17 protein-coding genes are annotated in these 18,661 nt (G+C 59.2%); 15 read left to right on the plus strand and 2 right to left on the minus strand.

The genetic code is table 11. The features are described 5' to 3' along the window. Positions 1-122: 122 nt before the first annotated feature. From flhA to EGT36_RS09460, 9 genes are all read left to right on the plus strand, one after another. Entirely contained in the window at positions 123-2,210 is a 2,088-nt protein-coding gene (gene flhA / locus EGT36_RS09420; RefSeq protein WP_006698184.1) for a flagellar biosynthesis protein FlhA, read from the plus strand. Further along, a complete protein-coding gene (gene fliR, locus EGT36_RS09425) occupies positions 2,207-2,962 on the plus strand; it encodes a flagellar biosynthetic protein FliR (RefSeq protein ID WP_125270331.1) in 756 nt (251 codons plus the stop codon). The genes flhA and fliR overlap by 4 nt, the downstream gene beginning before the upstream one ends. 14 nt (positions 2,963-2,976) lie before the next feature. After that, positions 2,977-3,396, plus strand: a complete 420-nt coding sequence (locus tag EGT36_RS09430) for a hypothetical protein (protein ID WP_004440029.1) — start codon at positions 2,977-2,979, stop codon at positions 3,394-3,396. A gap of 114 nt (positions 3,397-3,510) precedes the next feature. Beyond that, positions 3,511-4,068 (plus strand): rod-binding protein, encoded by a 558-nt coding sequence (locus tag EGT36_RS09435; protein ID WP_037090898.1) that lies wholly within the window; start codon positions 3,511-3,513, stop codon positions 4,066-4,068. 29 nt (positions 4,069-4,097) lie between these two features. Further along, the gene (locus EGT36_RS09440) at positions 4,098-4,466 is read left to right on the plus strand and encodes a hypothetical protein (RefSeq protein WP_006698182.1); all 369 of its coding nucleotides are present in this window, start codon (positions 4,098-4,100) and stop codon (positions 4,464-4,466) included. After that, positions 4,466-5,005: a flagellar basal body-associated FliL family protein gene (locus EGT36_RS09445; RefSeq protein ID WP_037090896.1), complete on the plus strand. Its 540-nt coding sequence runs from the start codon at positions 4,466-4,468 to the stop codon at positions 5,003-5,005. Before EGT36_RS09440 ends, EGT36_RS09445 begins: the two co-directional genes overlap by 1 nt. Before the next feature lie 208 nt (positions 5,006-5,213). Continuing rightward, the gene (locus EGT36_RS09450) at positions 5,214-5,888 is read left to right on the plus strand and encodes a WecB/TagA/CpsF family glycosyltransferase (RefSeq protein WP_037090895.1); all 675 of its coding nucleotides are present in this window, start codon (positions 5,214-5,216) and stop codon (positions 5,886-5,888) included. 114 nt (positions 5,889-6,002) lie between these two features. After that, entirely contained in the window at positions 6,003-7,775 is a 1,773-nt protein-coding gene (locus EGT36_RS09455) for a GumC domain-containing protein (protein WP_125270333.1), read from the plus strand. A 77-nt stretch (positions 7,776-7,852) separates the two neighbouring features. Beyond that, entirely contained in the window at positions 7,853-8,752 is a 900-nt protein-coding gene (locus EGT36_RS09460) for a bifunctional methylenetetrahydrofolate dehydrogenase/methenyltetrahydrofolate cyclohydrolase (RefSeq protein WP_022555632.1), read from the plus strand. A gap of 16 nt (positions 8,753-8,768) precedes the next feature. On the opposite strand, the gene EGT36_RS09465 is transcribed toward EGT36_RS09460, so the two are convergent. Beyond that, a complete protein-coding gene (locus tag EGT36_RS09465; RefSeq protein ID WP_004440041.1) occupies positions 8,769-9,794 on the minus strand; it encodes a LacI family DNA-binding transcriptional regulator in 1,026 nt (341 codons plus the stop codon). A gap of 274 nt (positions 9,795-10,068) precedes the next feature. Here EGT36_RS09465 and EGT36_RS09470 point away from each other — a divergent pair, with 274 nt between their 5' ends. The 6 genes from EGT36_RS09470 to EGT36_RS09495 all read left to right on the plus strand — a co-directional run bounded on the left by EGT36_RS09470 (position 10,069) and on the right by EGT36_RS09495 (position 17,107). Then, positions 10,069-11,430, plus strand: a complete 1,362-nt coding sequence (locus tag EGT36_RS09470; protein ID WP_022555633.1) for an ABC transporter substrate-binding protein — start codon at positions 10,069-10,071, stop codon at positions 11,428-11,430. Positions 11,431-11,535: 105 nt separating this feature from the next. Next, complete coding sequence (locus EGT36_RS09475; RefSeq protein ID WP_022555634.1) at positions 11,536-12,549, plus strand: carbohydrate ABC transporter permease; 1,014 nt, start codon at positions 11,536-11,538, stop codon at positions 12,547-12,549. A 1-nt stretch (position 12,550) separates the two neighbouring features. Then, positions 12,551-13,711, plus strand: a complete 1,161-nt coding sequence (locus EGT36_RS09480) for a carbohydrate ABC transporter permease (RefSeq protein WP_022555635.1) — start codon at positions 12,551-12,553, stop codon at positions 13,709-13,711. A 37-nt stretch (positions 13,712-13,748) separates the two neighbouring features. Beyond that, positions 13,749-15,404 carry a beta-galactosidase BglA gene (gene bglA / locus EGT36_RS09485; protein ID WP_037090955.1) on the plus strand — a complete coding sequence of 552 codons (1,656 nt, stop codon included), beginning with the start codon at positions 13,749-13,751 and terminating at the stop codon, positions 15,402-15,404. 20 nt (positions 15,405-15,424) lie between these two features. Beyond that, the gene (locus EGT36_RS09490) at positions 15,425-16,513 is read left to right on the plus strand and encodes an ABC transporter ATP-binding protein (RefSeq protein WP_125270335.1); all 1,089 of its coding nucleotides are present in this window, start codon (positions 15,425-15,427) and stop codon (positions 16,511-16,513) included. A 237-nt stretch (positions 16,514-16,750) separates the two neighbouring features. Next, positions 16,751-17,107: a hypothetical protein gene (locus EGT36_RS09495; protein ID WP_034496014.1), complete on the plus strand. Its 357-nt coding sequence runs from the start codon at positions 16,751-16,753 to the stop codon at positions 17,105-17,107. 20 nt (positions 17,108-17,127) lie between these two features. Here the strand turns inward: EGT36_RS09495 and EGT36_RS09500 are convergent, their stop codons facing one another. Continuing rightward, positions 17,128-18,492 (minus strand): metallophosphoesterase, encoded by a 1,365-nt coding sequence (locus tag EGT36_RS09500; RefSeq protein WP_107340483.1) that lies wholly within the window; start codon positions 18,490-18,492, stop codon positions 17,128-17,130. Between the last annotated feature and the right edge of the window lie 169 nt (positions 18,493-18,661).

Genomic DNA, 18,661 nt, shown 5'->3' on the forward strand with positions numbered 1-18,661 from the left:
CGGCGGCTAGGGATAGGTTGAAGCATCGGGCCGAATTGCGTGAGCGATTTCGCGAAACGATGCCGCGGAACCGTGCGGCGGCTTTTCCGTCGCCCTTCTCATGAAGAGACAGGACGAAATTTATGGCGCAACCACCAGTCATTTCCTTGCCCAAGGTCAGTCCGAGCACGCGTGACATCGGCTTCGCACTGGGCATCGTGGCGATCCTCTGCGTTCTGTTCCTGCCCATTCCGGTCGTTCTGGTGGATATCGGCCTGGCGTTTTCCATCGCGCTTTCGGTCCTCATCCTCATGGTGGCGCTATGGATCCAACGGCCGCTGGATTTCTCGTCATTCCCGACGGTGCTGCTGATCGCGACCATGATCCGCCTGTCGCTGAACATCGCGACGACGCGCGTCATCCTCTCCCACGGCAATGAGGGTCCGACGGCGGCCGGCGGTGTAATCGCCGGCTTCTCCAGTCTCGTCATGTCAGGCGATTTCGTTATCGGTCTGATCGTCTTCCTGATCCTGATCACCGTCAACTTCATCGTCATCACCAAGGGTGCGACGCGTATCGCTGAAGTCGGCGCACGCTTTACCCTCGACGCCATTCCCGGCAAGCAGATGTCGATCGATGCGGACTTGTCCGCCGGCATCATCGATGAGAAGGAGGCGCAGCGCCGCCGCCGCGAGCTGGAAGAGGAAAGCTCTTTCTTCGGCTCGATGGACGGCGCTTCGAAATTCGTCCGCGGCGATGCGATTGCGGGCCTCATCATCACCGCCATCAACATTTTCGGCGGCATCATCATCGGTTATTTCCGGCACGGCATGCCGATCGGCGAAGCGGCCGATGTTTTCGTCAAGCTTTCCGTCGGTGACGGTATCGTCTCGCAGATTCCAGCCCTCATCGTATCGCTGGCAGCCGGCCTGCTTGTGTCGCGTGGCGGCACGGCGGGGTCCACGGATCAGGCGGTCGTCAATCAGCTCAGCGGTTATCCGCGCGCATTGATGGTTTCTGCCATGTTGATGGGCCTGCTTGCCATTATTCCGGGCCTGCCCTTCCTGCCTTTCATGTTCCTCGGTGGCATCATGGCGTTCGGCAGCTGGTATATTCCGCGCCAGGCTGAAGCCGAAAGCGCGCTTCGTCGCCAGGAGGAGGAAAGCAAGATTCTCCAGACGACAGAGGCGGAAAAAGACTCGGTCAAGCAGGTTCTGAAAACCGCCGAGATCGAACTGGCGCTCGGCAAACAGGTTTCGACCCGCCTTCTCGGTGCGCATCAGGAACTGGCTTTCCGCGTCGGCAAGATGCGCAAGAAATTCGCAACGCAATACGGTTTCGTCGTGCCGGAGATCAAGGTTTCCGACGACATCATGATCCCGGAGAAGGCCTATCAGATCCGCGTTCACGGCACGACCATCGCATCGAGCAGTCTGCGCGTCGGAGATGTTCTCGTCGTGACAGGGGCAGGGCGCAAGCCGAGCATCCCGGGCGACGAAATCCGCGAACCCGCTTTCGGCATGCCGGCGGTATCGATCCTCGAAACCTTCACCGAGGATCTCAAGCGCGAAGGCTTCCATCCGATCGATAACGTCTCCGTGGTGCTGACGCATCTGAGCGAAGTCATTCGCAACAATCTGCCGCAGCTTCTGTCCTACAAGGACGTCAAGATACTCATCGACAGGCTGGATCCCGAATACAAGAAGCTCGCCGACGAGATTTGTTCGTCGCACATGTCCTATTCCGGCCTGCAGGCCGTGCTGAAACTGCTGCTTGCCGAACGTGTGTCGATCCGCAACCTGCATCTCATTCTCGAAGCCGTCGCCGAACTTGCGCCGCATGTGCGCAAGACGGAACAGATCGTCGAACATGTGCGGGTGCGCATGTCGCAGCAGCTCTGCGGTGATCTGGCCGACAATGGCGTACTCCGCGTCCTGCGTCTCGGCAACAAGTGGGACATGGTCTTCCATCAGGCGCTCAAGCGCGACCAGAAGGGCGAAATCGTCGAATTCGATATCGATCCCCGCCATCTCGAGGAGTTTTCCGAACAGGCGTCGAAAGTTATCCGTGAATTCATGGATCGCGGCCTGCCCTTTGTGCTTGTAACCTCACCGGAAACGCGGTCCTATGTGCGCATGATTATCGAGCGACTCTTCGCGACCCTGCCGGTTCTCTCGCATGTGGAACTTGCCAAGGGGCTGGAGATCAAGATCCTGGGCGCCATTTCATGATAACCGACCCGCAGGGAACCATTATCGCGTTGTTCCTTGCCATCTGCCGTATCGGCGCCTGTTTCATGACCATGCCGGGCTTTTCCAGCTCGCGCATTTCGCCGCAGATTCTCATGTTGCTGTGTGTGGCTGTGTCCATGGCCCTGTTGCCGGTGTTGTGGGATACGATCTATCCGAAAATTTCCGGCGCGAATCAGGGCACTGTCGTCGGCCTCATCGCCACGGAGATCGCGATCGGTGCGATGTACGGGCTGATCGCGCGCTTTTACACGCTTGGTTTTCAGTTCACCGGCGCCCTTATCGGCGCATCGGTCGGCCTCAGTGCGCCCGGCGGCGCCGATGTCATCGAAGACGCCCAGGAAAACCAGATATCCAACTTCATCACCTTCGGCGGACTGCTGGTGCTGTTCATGCTGGATTTTCACCACATCGTCCTAAAGGCTCTTGTGGATTCTTATACCGCCACGCCGGTCGGCGCGCTCATCAGCGGCCAGAAGATGCTGATTACGCTGACCGACACGCTGAGGGCGTCGTTTTCGATCATGCTTCGGCTTGCTAGCCCCTTCGTGATCTATGGTCTGATGTTCAACGTCGCGGTCGGCCTTATCAACAAGCTTGCACCGCAAATCCCCGTCTACTTCATATCGACGCCCTTTGTTCTCGCCGGCGGCATCTTCATGCTCTATCTGTCGGTCGCGGCCCTCATCCGCCAGTTCGTGGATGGCTTCGGCCCGGTCTTCATCGGCTTTTGATCGGGAGAAACGCGGTGGCCTCAGACAAGCGGTCGGAGAAACTCAAGCGTCTGGTCACGGTCCAGCGCCACATGGAAAAAATGGCCGAGGTCGAACTGGCCGACACCACCCGCACGCGAAGCGAGGTGGCGCAATCGATGGACAGCGTGCTGGAAGCCATGAGTTCGATGGAGCCGGTGCATCAGACATTCTCGAGGCATTATTCGGATCGTTACGGCCGTCTGGTCGTCAAGGACCGTCAGCTCTCCGGCGTGCAGCAATTGCAGGAAAACAGGGTGCTCAAAGAAAAAACCAAGGCCGACAGGCTGGAGGACAGGATGCACCTGGCCCGTGATCTCGAGGATCGTGAGGCCGACGACAATGCAATCTATGATTTGTTAGAAATTACGAATGCTTCCCGGACACCAGCCTCCAGCAAGGTTGGCGATTCATAGTCTGCTCCATTGTTGCATCGCGGGCGTTTTTTTGAGGACGCCTAAAGCGATGTTTCTTGATTGGGTGAACGTGCCGGTTCGTGCCGCGCGTTCGTCAGCTCGGGAGATCGGGACGTGGCGATATCGGTTGTAAGTGATCTGGTGATGGATGTGGTGCGTGCTGCGGACCCCCAGGAAGTCCAGGTTGCCCAGGAGAAACTCAAGGCCAATAAGGCGGCTTTTGCCGCAACCAGCCTTGCAGATGCCGGCAAGGGCTTTGGCGCCGCGGTGGATATGCTGGATGGCGCCTCCTCGAAGGCGGGCCTCGGCAATACGAATATTCGCGCGGCTCGCACCGAAATTCCTGAAACATATCGCAAATATGAGGCCTCTGTCCTCCAGACCTTCGTAGCCAACATGCTGCCGAAAGACAGCGAGGAAGTTTACGGCAAAGGTAATGCCGGCGAAATCTGGAAGAGCATGATGGCCGAACAGTTTGCCGACACGATCTCCAGAAATGGCGGTGTCGGCATTGCAGAGCAGGCATACAAGGATGCGCTTCGGAAGGCCGAAAGCAAAGGCATAACCGACGTATCGATGAATGAAAAAGACCATAATGCTGCAATTCGGATGGTGGCGGAGTTCGAGCGGCAGGTCCTCGGCGTTTCCAATGAGAAAACGGACGAGGCTTGAGAATGAAAAACCCTAACGAGGAGACAAGCATGGACCTTATGTCGAACGACCACCGTATCCAATCCGTTCTCGGCCGCCTTGAAATGATCATCGACCATGAGAACGACAATATCGGTAAGGACCCGCGGTTCGACTTCAAGGTCTCCAATGCCCATAAGAGCCGGTGCCTTTATGAGCTGACGATGCTGTTCCGGGATACCCCGCGCGAGGAAATCGCTGCCGGTTACATGGAGCAGGTCAAGGGCATCAAGTCCAAGCTCGCCACCAATGCCAGCCGCGTCGAGGCACATCTGAATGCAGTTCGTGCGGTCGCCGACCTCCTGAAGAACGCAATCCAGGAAGCCGACACGGATGGTACCTACTCCCAGGAACAGTTCATGTACGGCGCAGCCTCCTGATGTTGAAGCTTCTTCTCACCGGCGTCTGGGTTTGCGCCGTCACGCTCGGCGCGGTGTATTTCTCCGTCCAGATGGCGACGGCGCCCGCGCCGGATGAGGCGGGCGCAAAAAAGGCCAGCTTGCAACTGGTCAAGGGCGAAAGCATCACCATTCCCGTCATCAATGATGGCGGGGTAAACGGTTACTTCCTAAGCCGTATTTCGCTGCGCGTCGACAAGGACAAGATGGCGAAAATCGAGTTGCCGGCAACCCAGTTGATGACCGATGAGCTGTTCACGCTCCTGGCGGGTTCTTCCATGGTCAACATCGCCAATATCTCTACCTTCGATCCCGACGCCTTCAAGCATCGCATCCGCGAGGGGCTGAACAAGAGGCTTGATGACGAGGTGGTCGAGGACGTGCTGATCGAGCAACTCGATTATCTGTCCAAAGCCGACATTCGTGAGCAGAACGGGAATGGGACACCCCGTTCCATCAAGATCGTCGAAGGTGAAAAAGCCGACGCCGGCAAGGAAGCGGCCGCCGCGCCAGGCCACTGATAGCGCCGCCCCGCTTCGTGCCTTCGGCATGGCCAGAGGCAAGGGACGGTCGCGTGATCCACGTGGTTAATCATTCCTTTGCGTCGGCCTTGGAATTCTATTGATTGCTTTCAGCGTAAATTCAACCAGCACATGTATAAACGGTCCATGAACCGCGAACCCGCAGAAACCTGCGCGTGACGGGCGGGGCTTGCATCGGGGGCTGGGTATGAACGTAACGACGGGTTTTGCACGACCGGGACAGCAGCGGGACATTTACGGGCTGCACTTCTGCGACCTCGACTGGAACGCAGCGCTGGAACATGTGAGCGACAGGGCTTCCGCCTCTGAGGGCCACACGTCGCTCTCATTTCTCACCCTTGAAAAGGCAAAGCTTTCACTCAAGGACATCGGCTATCGGCAGGTCCTCGAAAGCTGCCTGCTTTTCCCGCAGGGCAAGGCGTTGAACGCTGCCGCGCGGCGCGCACATGGTGAGCCTCTGCCGGTCGTGATCGATGGCGTCGCCTTTGTCATGGCGCTTCTCACCTATATGGCAGTACCGAAACGGATCGGCGTTGCGGGTGACGATGCAGCCCAGCTCGGTGTCGTTCTTACGAAGCTGCGTAGCCATGCGCCCTGGCACGACTTCGTCATGCTGAGCGGCGAGACGTCCGGCGTGAAAGTGGATATGCTGCTGGCGGGAATGACCAAGCAAAATCAGGAAATGTGGCTGCATCGCACCGTCAACCGCGAGGACGCGCGAGTCGCCATCGCAGTCGGGCCGCTTTTCAAGATATTATCGTCCGAAGTGGCAGGCATGCCTGAAATCTTCCGCAGGCTGCATATGAGCTGGCTTTACAGCCTTTGCGCCGAACCCTGGCATATCGCCCTCGGCAAGGGCTGAAGCGGCTTCGGCGAAGGTCCGTTAACCATTTGTTTGCCACGATCCTTTAACCTCTCGTAAGGTTTTGACAGCTGTCCGTCCGCGGGCGGCGGCGAAGGTGGCAGACGGCTTCAGATGGTTGATCACAGTCCAGATATGACGGCGACCCGCCCGGAAGGGGATGAGATTGCCGCGCCCGCGTCGCAGTGGCGCAGGCATTGTCTTCGGCTTTTGACCGCCGGATGCGTTGCGGCCGCCACGGTAACCGGCGCAGCCCTGCCGCTGCTGCTCGTTGATTCCGGTTTTCGCGGCTATGTTTCGCAGGCGCAGATCGAGGTATCACAGACCGCTTATGATGCACCAGATGCGACCCGCTTTCTGGCGATGGCGCGGCGCACCCTGCTTTCACCTGGCGGGCTGGACCGGATCAGCAGCGATCTCAAGCTGAAGCCTGCCGATCTGGTCGGCGTTCGCAAACAGGGTGAATTTCACCTGCTTGTCGATCTTCTGACCGGCGCGGATGCGCGTCCGCTCTCCCCGCGTGAGGCGCTTAACTGCGCGGTCGGAGATGGGATAGGGCTTGAACTGTCGCCCGACGAGACGACGCTGATCGTGACTTCGAGGGCTGCGACGCCAGAAGCGGCCATGCGGCTTACCGACTATCTTTCGATGCGTATCATGGCGGACGGCAAGGCCGGCACCATGACGCCCGCTATGCGGGAGATGGAGCGGGCGCGGACAAGGATGGACGAGGCCGAGGCGGCGCTAAGCGGTTTCCAGATGCGCCATGGCGATGCGGTGACCGAGGTGCAGCAGCTCGAGCAGCAATTGGGTGACGTGAACGACAGAATCGCCGCGGCGACCCGACAACAGCAGTCGCTGCAGGCGGATATGGCGGCGGCTTCGGCCCTGAAACCCAACGATCTGTTCTCCAAACCGCTTCCTTCCGGCATCGCCTTTTCTGCACTCGAGGATATCAGGCAGAAACATGCCGCCGCCAGTATGGCGCTTTCCAGCATCTCGGTCGATTACGGCCCGAAACATCCCCGACACATCGCCGCCCGGAACGCGGTGGATGCCGTACAGGCACTCGCTGCTCCAGCATTGCGCCAACTGCTCGACGCACTGCGAGCGGACGAGAAGCGCCTCGCTGAGGAGATCGCCGATGCTGAAGCCGAGCGGAAAAAGAACCTTGATCGCCTGAATGGTCTCGGTGTTGCTCCGGGAGAGTTCTCCAGACTGCAGGGGGAGCTCGAAACGGCGAGAAACACCTATCTGGAGGCGAGCGAACGCCGCGATCTCTCCTCTGCTGCGACGCCTGCCCTTGAGACCCGCCTCGCGAAAAAGGCAGGTCCGGGAGAACTATCGCGTGATCTTGCCCAGGCCGCCATGATGGCGGGCGGCGGCGGCCTGATCGGATTGCTGGGCAGTCTCTATCTTCTGACGTATCGTCGCCATGACGAGGAAGAGCAGGATGCCTCCGCCTTCGAACCGGAATCGGCAATCCGGCTCCCCGAGGAGGAACCCGCGCAATTTTCGGAATTCGAGCCAATCGAACCGGCTGTGTTTGACGATCTGCAATCTCCTGATGCCGAAACGGCCGGCTTGGATGCTGGCCACGACGAGGAGAGCTTCGCCGATTATTACGGCGGTGCGGTTAACGACGATGAGCGCATGCCGCTCGACGAGCGTGTAAGGCAGGTTCTGATGGGCAACCGCACGGTTGGGATCGCCGGTCAGGCACCGTCCGCGCTGCCGCCGCTGCTGGCTGATGCGCTTGCCGGCCATGCCGATCATGCCCAGGCGGAAGCGGAGGAGCTGATGGAATTGCGACGGGAATTGGCGCTCCTGAGGGAGCGTCTCGTCGATTATGCCGACCACCAAGAAGACTACCTCAAAACCGCCTGAAAACGCCGCATTTTAGCTTGCATTCCTGCGACGGGGGCACCATACGGAGCCTACGTAACCCATGAGGAGCAGGACGCATGGCAGTTGTGATTGACGGGAAGGCGAAGGCGGCCTCGGTAACGGAGGCGGTCCGCGCATCGGCAGAAGGGCTTGAGGCGAAAAAGGGCGTCAAGCCCGGTCTCGCGGTCGTCATCGTCGGTAATGATCCGGCCAGCCACGCTTATGTGAACTCCAAGAGCAAGATGGCCAAGCAATGCGGGTTCAATTCCATCCAGCACACGCTGCCGGAGGAGACCACACAGGCTGACCTCCTGAAGCTGGTCGGTGAACTGAATGCCGACACCTCCATCCACGGCATTCTGGTTCAGCTGCCGCTGCCGAAACATTTCAATTCCGATGAAATCATCCAGTCGATCCTGCCCGAGAAGGATGTCGACGGCCTCAGCGTGCTAAATGCCGGCAAGCTCGCGACCGGCGATCTTGCCACCGGTCTCATTTCCTGCACGCCCGCAGGCGCCATGCTTCTGGTGCGCGGCATTCACGGAGACGACCTTTCCGGCCTGAACGCCGTTGTCATCGGCCGCTCCAACCTGTTCGGCAAGCCCATGGGCCAGCTCCTGCTCAATGCCAACGCCACTGTGACGATGGCGCATTCGCGCACCAGGGATCTGGCCGGCATCTGCAAGACGGCGGATATTCTGGTGGCGGCGGTTGGCCGCGCGGCGATGGTGAAGGGTGACTGGGTGAAATCCGGCGCGACCGTCATCGACGTCGGCATCAACCGCATTCCCGCACCCGAAAAGGGTGAAGGCAAGACCAAGCTGGTGGGCGACGTCGCCTATGATGAAGCAAGCGCCGTTGCCGCGGCCATCACCCCTGTTCCCGGTGGTGTCGGCCCGATGACGATCGCGATGCTGATGGCCAACACCGTCATCGCCGCTCATCGCGCCGAAGGCCTGGCGGCACCGAAGTTCTAGGCGTTGAAACGGCCGGCTACGCTTTCGGAGCCGGCCCCGTCGAGGCGCGGACCACCAGTTCCGCCTTCCAGAGTTCCTGATACGGCTCCGTCTGGTCGTTCTTGATACGATTGATCAGGCGCTGGCCCACGCGGACGCCTGCCGCTCTCAGCGACGAGCGCGTGGTGGTGAGCGGCACGGAAAAATTATCGGGTTTCAAAAGCGGCAGCACATCGTCATGGGCGATGAGGGAAATATCCTTGCCGGGTTTCAGGCCTCGCTGGTTGAGCGAGCGGATCGCGCCAAGTGCGAGCGCGGTACTGGCGCAGAGAATGGCGGTCGGTTTCTCGGGGCGTGAAAGCAGGGCCTCCATGCCGAGATAACCTTCCTCGTCGGTCATGCTGCCGTGTCTCTTATTGCTCGCATGCAAGGCCAGGCCGTTTGCCGCCAGCGCCTTTTCCACCCCGAGACAGCGCCGATAGGTGAAATCATAGCCTTCCGGGCCATTCAGCAGGCCGATGCGCGTATGGCCAAGCTGAAGCAGAAGCTGGGTCGCGTCACGGAAGGCGCCTTCATTGTCCACATCGAGATAGGGATAATCCTCCTCCACGCCGATGGAGCGGCCATGCACGAGGAAGGGCAGGGAAAGCGACTGCATCATGGCGATGCGCGGATCGTTATTCTTCATATAAGCGAGATAGATGCCGTCGACGCTGCCGCTAGCGGCGAGCCCGCGAAGGGCTTCGCGTTCCTTTTCCGGCTCGGTGGGCATGATGACGAGATGAAAGCCGCTGCGCGAGGCTTCCTCGCCAAGGCCGCTCAGGAATTCGCCGAAATGTACATCCGAACGGTGATGTTCGCCAATCGGCATCACGAGCCCAATGGAGCCGACCTTGCCGGTTGCCAGCCGCTGTGCCGCGGCATTGGGGCGATATCCCGTCTTCTCCGCGGCTTCCATGACGCGGCGGCGCGTTTCCGCGCTGACCTCGGGATAGCCGTTGAGCGCCCTGCTGATGGTCGTCTGCGAAATGCCCAGCAGTTGCGACAGCTGTTTCAGGTTCATGTCTGTCATTCCTCCATGCGCGCGCCCGGAAAAGGCCAAAAGCCACTCCTCATTTTCCCAAAGCGCTTTAGATTTTTAACAGCCCCATCCGCTTTTCTCAATCGAAAATGATAGCCGCCTTCCTAAATCAATATGACTATTTTGAAGGTTAGGCAGCGTTTCCGAATAAAGAGCCTCTTGACTCCATCTTGATGACAATGAGATGAATAGGCAGCCAAAGCGCTTTGATTGGAGAGGACGCTTTGAGCCTTTTATGTGATGGGAGGTAAATCACATGCGGAAGACCCTTTTGGCGACGGCTGCTTCAATCGTGCTGCTGTCGGGTTCGGCCATTGCCGCCGATCTGAAATTCGCGCCGGGCCAGGACGCCAAGTTCAACTGGAAAAGCTACGAAGATTTCAAAGCGGCCCATGCTGACCTTAAAGGCCAGACGCTGACGATTTTTGGCCCGTGGCGTGGTGAGGACGAGGCTTTGTTCCAGTCCGTACTCGCCTATTTTGCTGACGCGACGGGCGTGAATGTCCGTTATTCCTCGTCGGAAAACTACGAGCAGCAGATCGTCATCGACACACAGGCCGGCTCGCCGCCCAATATTGCCATTTTGCCGCAGCCTGGCCTTCTCGCCGATCTCGCCGCCAAGGGTTTTCTTGTGCCGCTCGGCGACGACACGGCCAAATGGGTCGAGGAAAATTACGGCGCGGGTAAATCCTGGGTCGATCTCGGCAGTTATAAGGGCAAGGACGGCAACAAGGCCTATTTCGCTTTCCCCTTCAAGGCCGACGTGAAGTCGCTCGTCTGGTATGTGCCCGAGAATTTCGAGGAAGCGGGATATAAAGTTCCCGAGAGCATGGAAGACCTGCTCAAGCTCACCGATCAGATCGTCGCTGATGGCGGCACGCCCTGGTGCATTGGTCTCGGCTCCGGTGGTGCGACCGGGTGGCCGGCAACCGACTGGGTGGAAGACCTGATGCTGCGCACGCAGCCGCTGGATGTCTACCAGAAGTGGACGACCAACGAGGTGAAATTCACCGATCCGGCCGTGGTTGCCGCGATCAACGAATTCGGCAAATTCGCCAAGAACGAAAAATATGTGAGTGGCGGCGTTGCGGCCGTAGCCTCCACCGACTTCCGCGACAGCCCCAAGGGCCTCTTCGACATTCCGCCGAAGTGCTACCTGCACCATCAGGCATCGTTCATTCCCTCCTTCTTCCCTGAGGGCACCAAGGTCGGAACGGATGCGGATTTCTTTTACATGCCGACCTATGCCTCAAAGCCTGACCTCGGCAAGCCGGTTCTCGGTGCCGGCACGCTCGTCACCATCACTAAGGAAGCGCCCGCTGCCAAGGCATTCGTACAATTCCTGCAGACGCCGATCGCCCATGAAGTGTGGATGGCGCAGTCCAGCTTCCTGACGCCGTACAAGGGTGTGAACGTCGAAACCTATGCCAATGAGCAGATGAAGCGTCAGGGTGAAATCCTGACCACCGCGACGACCTTCGGTTTTGACGGTTCCGACCTGATGCCTGGCAAGATCGGCGCCGGCGCTTTCTGGACCGGCATGATCGATTTCGTCGGTGGCAAGTCTGCCGATCAGGTCGCCGCCGATATCCAGAAGGCCTGGGACGGCCTGAAGTAACACGGATTAAGACGAGGCCTGGCGGCTCGCTGCCGGGCCTCTTCCGCAGGAACGGCCCGACAGCCGCATAAATCAACGCGGCGCGGAGAGGATCAGGGAGGGAACATGGCTCAACAACTGGTGTCCGCCATCGGCGTCATGGTAGCGGGCGTTTTTGCCTGTGCTGCCTATTACTGGCTATCCGACAAGGCGTTGCAGGCAATCTTTCCAGTCCGCTCGGGAGACGTCATTCACGCATCCCGCAATCTCAATCGCCGTGCCGCCGTCCGGCCTTGGCTGTTCATCGGCCCGGCGCTGATCCTGTTGCTCGTCTATCTTGTGTATCCCGTCATAGCGACGCTGATCCTCTCCTTTTACGACCGGACGGGCAGTGAATTCGTCGGTCTCGCCAATTATCGCTGGGCGTTTTTCGACGCCGGTTTCCGCCAGTCGATCTTTAACAACATTCTCTGGCTCGCCGTCGTGCCGGCCGCCTGCACCTTCTTTGGCCTCGTCATCGCCGTCATGACGGACCGCATCTGGTGGGGCAACATCGCCAAGTCCATCGTCTTCATGCCGATGGCGATCTCCTTCGTCGGCGCTTCCGTCATCTGGAAGTTCATCTATGAATACCGCGCCGAAGGTCAGGTGCAGATCGGCCTGCTGAACGCCATCGTCGAGTTTTTCGGTGGCAATCCGCAGGTCTGGATTTCCATGCCCTTCTGGAACAACTTCTTCCTGATGGTCATCCTCATCTGGATACAGACCGGTTTCGCCATGGTCATCCTGTCGGCGGCGTTGCGCGGTATTCCGGAAGAAACCATCGAGGCGGCTGTCATCGATGGCGCCAATGGCTGGCAGATCTTCTGGAAGATCATGGTTCCGCAGATCTGGGGCACTATCGCCGTCGTCTGGACGACCATCACCATTCTCGTGCTCAAGGTCTTCGACATCGTGCTGACCATGACCAACGGGCAATGGAACACCATGGTTCTGGCCAATCTCATGTTCGACTGGATGTTCCGCGGCGGCGGTGATAGCGGCCGAAGTGCTGTTATCGCGCTCATCATCATGGCGGCCGTCACCCCGATCATGGTCTGGAACATCCGCCAGGCAAACCGCGAGATGGAGGGCCGCTGAGATGGATATTGTCAAACGCCTCCGCCGCGTCGGCCTGCCGCGGCTCATCGTTCACGCCAGCGTTCTGATCGTCGTGCTGCTCTGGCTCTTGCCAACGCTCGGCATTCTCGTGAGTTCGCTGCGCGACAAGGATCAGATCACGGTGTCGGGCTGGTGGACCGCGTTTTCGAGCTCCGAACAAACGCAAGCCGTTCGTCTGGCCGATGCCTCGGCTCAGAAGCAGGATGGCAGCCGCTACGTCATATCAGGCAATGTCTTCGAAAACGGCCAGGGCGGAAAGGTTGCGGCCTTCGGTGTGCGCGTGCAGGAGCCGACAGCTTTCAAGGCAGGTGAAGCCGCTGACATCGGCGATGGCGAGACGCTGCTTATCAATGAAGACGGCACTTACGAATATAGCAAAGCCGCAAGCTTCGAGGGTTCGCGCGGCAAGCGCGTCTACATCTCTGTCGCAACGCCGCCCGTCTTCACCCTCGACAACTACCGTACGGTTCTAACATCGGAAGGCATCGGCCAGTCCTTCGTCAACTCGCTGACGGTCGCCGTACCTGCAACCGTCATCCCTATACTCATCGCCGCCTTTGCCGCCTATGCCCTGTCATGGATGAACTTTTCTGGCCGCAATCTGCTGATCGCCATGGTGGTGGGCCTGATCGTCGTGCCGTTGCAGATGTCGCTGATCCCGCTTCTGAGACTGTATAATGAAATTGGCACCATTTTCGGCGTGCCGTCCAAGACCTATGCAGGCATCTGGCTGGCGCACACCGCCTTCGGCCTGCCGCTCGCCATCTATCTGCTGCGCAACTATATTTCCGGCCTGCCGAAAGAGATCATCGAAAGCGCCCGTGTCGATGGCGCAAGCGATTTCGAAATCTTCGTCAAGATCATCCTGCCGCTCTCTTTCCCCGCGCTCGCCTCCTTCGCCATCTTCCAGTTCCTGTGGACCTGGAACGACCTGCTCGTCGCCATGGTGTTCCTCGGCACGCAGAAGGATGAGCTGGTGCTGACAGGCGCCTTAAACGCGCTGCTCGGTTCGCGCGGCGGCAACTGGGAAATTCTCACTGCCTCGGCCTTCGTCACAATCGTCGTGCCGCTCGGCGTTTTCTTCGCTCTTCAACGTTATCTCGTGCGTGGCCTGCTGGCGGGCTCCGTCAAGGGAGGCTGATCATTCCATGAACGCCCATACCACACAGGACACTTCCATGACCGCTTCGGTGACTTCCGCTTTGACGCCCAACAAGGACTGGTGGCGCGGCGCTGTTATCTATCAGATCTATCCGCGCTCCTATCAGGACTCCAATGGCGACGGCATCGGCGATCTCAAGGGTATTACCGATCGCCTCCATCACATCGCAGGCCTCGGTGCCGATGCGATCTGGATTTCGCCCTTCTTCACCTCGCCGATGAAGGATTTTGGATACGACGTCTCGAATTATGTCGATGTCGACCCGATGTTCGGCACGCTTGCGGATTTTGACGGGCTGATTGCCGAAGCCCACCGTCTCGGCATCCGCGTCATGATCGATCTCGTTCTGTCGCACACCTCGGACCAGCATCCCTGGTTCGTGGAAAGCCGCGCCAGCCGCAACAATGCAAAATCCGACTGGTATGTCTGGTCGGACAGCAAGCCGGATGGCACGCCGCCCAACAACTGGCTGTCGATTTTCGGCGGCTCGGGCTGGCAGTGGGATCCGACCCGCATGCAATATTACATGCACAACTTTCTGACCTCGCAGCCGGACCTCAACCTGCATAATCCGGAAGTGCAAGAAGAGCTGCTGAATATCACACGCTTCTGGCTGAAGCGCGGCGTCGATGGTTTCCGCCTCGACACCATCAACTTCTATTTCCACGACCTTGAGCTGCGCGATAATCCGGCGCTGGCGCCGGAACGGCGCAATGCCTCCACCGCGCCTGCGGTCAATCCCTATAACTTCCAGGAGCATCTCTACGACAAGAACCGCCCGGAAAACATCGCCTTCCTGAAGCGCTTCCGCGCCGTACTGGACGAATTCCCTGATATCGCCGCCGTCGGCGAAGTGGGCGACAGCCAGCGTGGCCTCGAAATCGTCGGCGAATATACGTCCGGCGATGACAAGATGCAGATGTGCTACGCCTTTGAATTCCTCGCGCCCGATGCGCTGACCCCGCAGCGTGTTGCCGATGTACAGGCGGATTTTGCGAGAGCTGCACCGGAAGGCTGGGCCTGCTGGGCTTTCTCCAACCATGATGTCGTGCGCCATGTCAGCCGCTGGGGCGAGCATGTCGAGGACAAGGATGCTTTCGCGAAGGTGCTGTCGGCACTTCTCATGACCCAGCGCGGTTCCGTCTGCATCTATGAGGGCGAAGAACTCGGCCTCACCGAAGCCGATATCGCTTTCGAAGATTTGCAGGATCCTTACGGCATTCAGTTCTGGCCTGAATTCAAGGGCCGCGACGGCTGCCGTACGCCGATGGTATGGGACGCCGGCCATGCGCAGGCCGGGTTCTCGACGGCCGACAAGACGTGGCTGCCGATTCCGACCGAGCACAAGCAGCGCGCCGTGAGCGCCCAGCAGGGCAATGAGGCTTCGGTGCTGGAGCATTACCGCCGCTTTCTCGCGTTCCGCAGGCAGCACCCGGCTCTGGCAAAAGGCGGCATCGAATTTCAGCCCGTGCAGGGTGAGGTGTTGAGCTATACCCGCAAGCTGGGCAACGAAACCGTTCTTTGCGTCTTTAACTTATCAGCGACGCCAGCAGAGGCCACGCTGCCGGAAGGGAACTGGGAGGTTCTTGAAGGCCATGGCTTTGCAAGCGGACTAAAGGGCAGAAGCGTCGAACTTCCGGCATGGGGCGCTTTCTTCGCCCGTTACGCCTGACAGATGAGGGAGGAACACCCATGACAAGTCTCGTTCTCAAGGATATCCGTAAATCATACGGGCAGGTGAAGGTGCTGCACGGCATCGATCTCGATATCGAACAGGGCGAATTCATCGTTTTTGTTGGCCCCTCCGGCTGCGGAAAATCGACCCTGCTGCGCATGATCGCCGGGCTGGAGGAAATCACCGGCGGCGAGATGTATATTGACGGCCAGCTTGTCAACGAAATCCCGCCTTCGCGTCGGGGCATCGCCATGGTGTTCCAGTCCTATGCCCTTTATCCGCACATGACTGTCTACGACAACATGGCCTTCGGCATGAAGATTGCCAGGGAAAGCAAGCAGGAGATCGACCGCCGCGTTCGCGCCGCCGCCGAAATCCTGCAGCTCACGCAATATCTGGAGCGATTGCCAAAGGCGCTGTCCGGCGGCCAGCGTCAGCGTGTCGCCATCGGTCGCGCGATCTGCCGCAACCCCAAGGTCTTCCTGTTCGATGAGCCGCTCTCGAACCTCGATGCGGCTCTGCGTGTTGCCACGCGCATTGAAATCGCCAAGCTCAACGAGCAGATGGCCGATACAACGATGATCTACGTTACCCACGACCAGGTGGAGGCGATGACGCTCGCTGACCGCATCGTCGTTTTGAACGCGGGGCGGGTGGAGCAGGTCGGCGCGCCGCTTGAGCTTTATGAGAGGCCGGCCAATCTTTTCGTGGCGCGTTTCATCGGCTCGCCCGCCATGAATATTATCGGTGCGAAAGCGACCGGCACGGGTGAACGGACCTCCATCGAACTTGCCGGCGGCAAGACATTGGTCGTCGATGTTCCCACATCCGCATCTGAGCAGGGGAAGGCCGCAAGCTTTGGCGTTCGGCCGGAAGACCTGAGCATCGCGACGGGCGACGACTATCTATTCGAGGGAAAAGTCGCGATCGTGGAGGCCCTGGGTGAGGTGACCCTGCTTTATCTCGAAGCGCCCAAGGGCCAGGAGCCGATCATCGTAAAGGTGCCGGGCATTGTTTCCGTGGGTAAGGGTGAAACCCTGCGCTTTGCCGCCCTGCAGGAGAAGCTTCATCTTTTCGATGCGGAAGGCAAAGCCTACCGCAAGTAAACAGTGGCGATACTGAAACAAGCCCCGGAACTGTCTGTTCCGGGGCTTTTTACTGCTTATCAGCCGTGTGGAAAAACGTCGGAAATGTCCCGCTTCCGTCCTGTTTAAGCTGACGCTGATATGAATTGTTAAAGACTATGGCCTAGTCTCGTCCTATTGGTAAGCATTGGGAGTTCGGGCGTGCAGAGCGGTGCGGGTGTCATCAGAAATCATTATCTGAGCAAGGAAGAGTCCTTCATGTATGACCGCGAAAGCCGGTTCCGCATGGAAGACACCATGAACGCGGCGCGCATCGAATATACCGAAAAGGCCGTGATGCACATGGCGGCACGCCGCTGCGACGTCATTCGCATCTCCCAGACAGAGGCCGTGCTGGCGCTACTGACCAAATACAACCTGCCGAACCAGTTCTATCTCGATATCCCCGATGCCCGCATCACCAAGATCGGCTGCGTGATGTTGCGCGTCAACGCCAACAACACCATCCATGTCCGCTTCCTGCGTATGCTGACACAGAAGGAGCTGGATCGAATTTTCGTGTTCAGCACGCACCCGGCCCACAAGGACCGCAAGCTGGATATCCGGTCGTTCTAAGACCCTGACGATTTGCGGCTTTAGGAAAGCCCGCCCAGAACCGTCTGCTTCAGCTTCACATCCGGCACTTCGATGAAGGCGAGATCGCTGCGGCCGAAATAGGATTTCTGGTTGGTGGCGGACCAGTCGTTGCAGACCAGTTTGTAACGGCCTTTCTTCTCCGGCTTTTCCGGCATGGCGTAGAGATAGTCGCCCGTGCGTGCGGCGAGCGGAATGTTGCTGTCCTGATTGCATCGCTTGAGGATTTGGACGAGCGTTTCGCTGTCCACTTCGGTCACCATCAGCTTGCCGTCGAAGCGCAGCGAGGCGTTGAAATCATAACGGCGAATATCGCCTGCAGGCAGGCCTGCGCCGAAAGAGGTGTGGCCGATGAAACCGACATCGGCGCCGGTCTTCGCGGCGATCAGATGCGCCACATGGCGCCCTGCTTCGTCGACGGTCATCGCCTTGGCGGCCTTGCCGACAACTTCCCGTTCTTCTGCGGTCAGGTGCTTTTCAAGCGTCTGCTCGATGAGAGTCTTGAGAGCCGGCGAGGCGGGAGCATCACGATCGATGGTGACCGTCTCAATGGCGGCGGCCTTGCCGGGACCGGTAATTGTCGCGACCGTCATGGAGGTGCACCAGGAGCCGGTGTGGACATAGCGCGTCGCGCCCTCTTCGTGCACGAAATTCAGGTGATCATGGCCGCCCACCAGCAGCGTGCCGTCAGGCAGCACCGGCAGAATATCGCGGTCGGCGACAACGCCGGCGTGGCTCAGAACAATATTGATCGCATCCGCTTTGACGATTTCGGGCAGATTGGCCTTCGCCCATTCCACCGGCTGAGGAATGTCCAGCATCTCGCGCGTCGCCTTCGGATAGGTATTGATCGCATTGGTCGCGAGGCCCGCGACGATGACCGCCCGTTCGCCGGCCTTCACCGCGGCACTGGACGGCGCATAGGGGTTGCCGCTTCGCTTGTCGATGATGTTGGAAAGCACGGTGATGCCGAGGGCTTGAGCACGGCTGACGAAATTGGCGAGGTCATTGTCGATATCGGGCTCATGATTGCCGATATTGATGACCGTGGGGGCAAGCTTGGCGAGCGCCGCAAGGAAGGTCCATTCGATTTCGCCGGCCGAACGTGTGGCCACGGCGTTGCCGAGTTCGAAAAGGTCGCCATTTAGCAGGATGATGTGGGGCGCCTTGTCGGCCGCGATACGCGTTTCGATGGCCGCGAGAAGCTGGCCAATACGCTCATAGGCCGAATGCAGATCGGAGATGACGATGGCACGCAGGGCTACATCCTGCGCCGTTGCCGGCATGGCCGCTACCGTCAGCGGCAGCATGGCGGTGCCCGCCATAAGCTTCAGCACATCGCGGCGGTTGCTTGAAAAAATCGTCATGTCATGTCCCATTATCCGAAACTGCGCCGTCATCCCACGGCTGGTCGGGAACGCCTTAAGAGGCGATCATCGCAGCCGCATGACAAGTTTGGCGTTTAAGGCATGGGAAATAAAGCTGTTTCTGCGTCCGCCCGTCCCGGGCGTGAAAGTGCGGTGTGACGATGCCGCA

Source organism: Agrobacterium sp. FDAARGOS_525 (assembly GCF_003938925.1).
GTDB classification, from domain to species: Bacteria; Pseudomonadota; Alphaproteobacteria; order Rhizobiales; family Rhizobiaceae; genus Agrobacterium; species Agrobacterium pusense.

Bases quoted from the DNA above. Each gene is read 5' to 3' on its own strand.
- flhA (WP_006698184.1), top strand. From the start codon at position 123: ATGGCGCAACCACCAGTCATTTCCTTGCCCAAGGTCAGTCCGAGCACG.
- fliR (WP_125270331.1), top strand. From the start codon at position 2,207: ATGATAACCGACCCGCAGGGAACCATTATCGCGTTGTTCCTTGCCATC.
- EGT36_RS09440 (WP_006698182.1), top strand. From the start codon at position 4,098: ATGGACCTTATGTCGAACGACCACCGTATCCAATCCGTTCTCGGCCGC.
- EGT36_RS09445 (WP_037090896.1), top strand. From the start codon at position 4,466: ATGTTGAAGCTTCTTCTCACCGGCGTCTGGGTTTGCGCCGTCACGCTC.
- EGT36_RS09450 (WP_037090895.1), top strand. From the start codon at position 5,214: ATGAACGTAACGACGGGTTTTGCACGACCGGGACAGCAGCGGGACATT.
- EGT36_RS09455 (WP_125270333.1), top strand. From the start codon at position 6,003: ATGGTTGATCACAGTCCAGATATGACGGCGACCCGCCCGGAAGGGGAT.
- EGT36_RS09460 (WP_022555632.1), top strand. From the start codon at position 7,853: ATGGCAGTTGTGATTGACGGGAAGGCGAAGGCGGCCTCGGTAACGGAG.
- EGT36_RS09465 (WP_004440041.1), bottom strand. From the start codon at position 9,794: ATGAACCTGAAACAGCTGTCGCAACTGCTGGGCATTTCGCAGACGACC.
- EGT36_RS09470 (WP_022555633.1), top strand. From the start codon at position 10,069: ATGCGGAAGACCCTTTTGGCGACGGCTGCTTCAATCGTGCTGCTGTCG.
- EGT36_RS09475 (WP_022555634.1), top strand. From the start codon at position 11,536: ATGGCTCAACAACTGGTGTCCGCCATCGGCGTCATGGTAGCGGGCGTT.
- EGT36_RS09480 (WP_022555635.1), top strand. From the start codon at position 12,551: ATGGATATTGTCAAACGCCTCCGCCGCGTCGGCCTGCCGCGGCTCATC.
- bglA (WP_037090955.1), top strand. From the start codon at position 13,749: ATGACCGCTTCGGTGACTTCCGCTTTGACGCCCAACAAGGACTGGTGG.
- EGT36_RS09490 (WP_125270335.1), top strand. From the start codon at position 15,425: ATGACAAGTCTCGTTCTCAAGGATATCCGTAAATCATACGGGCAGGTG.
- EGT36_RS09495 (WP_034496014.1), top strand. From the start codon at position 16,751: ATGTATGACCGCGAAAGCCGGTTCCGCATGGAAGACACCATGAACGCG.
- EGT36_RS09500 (WP_107340483.1), bottom strand. From the start codon at position 18,492: ATGACGATTTTTTCAAGCAACCGCCGCGATGTGCTGAAGCTTATGGCG.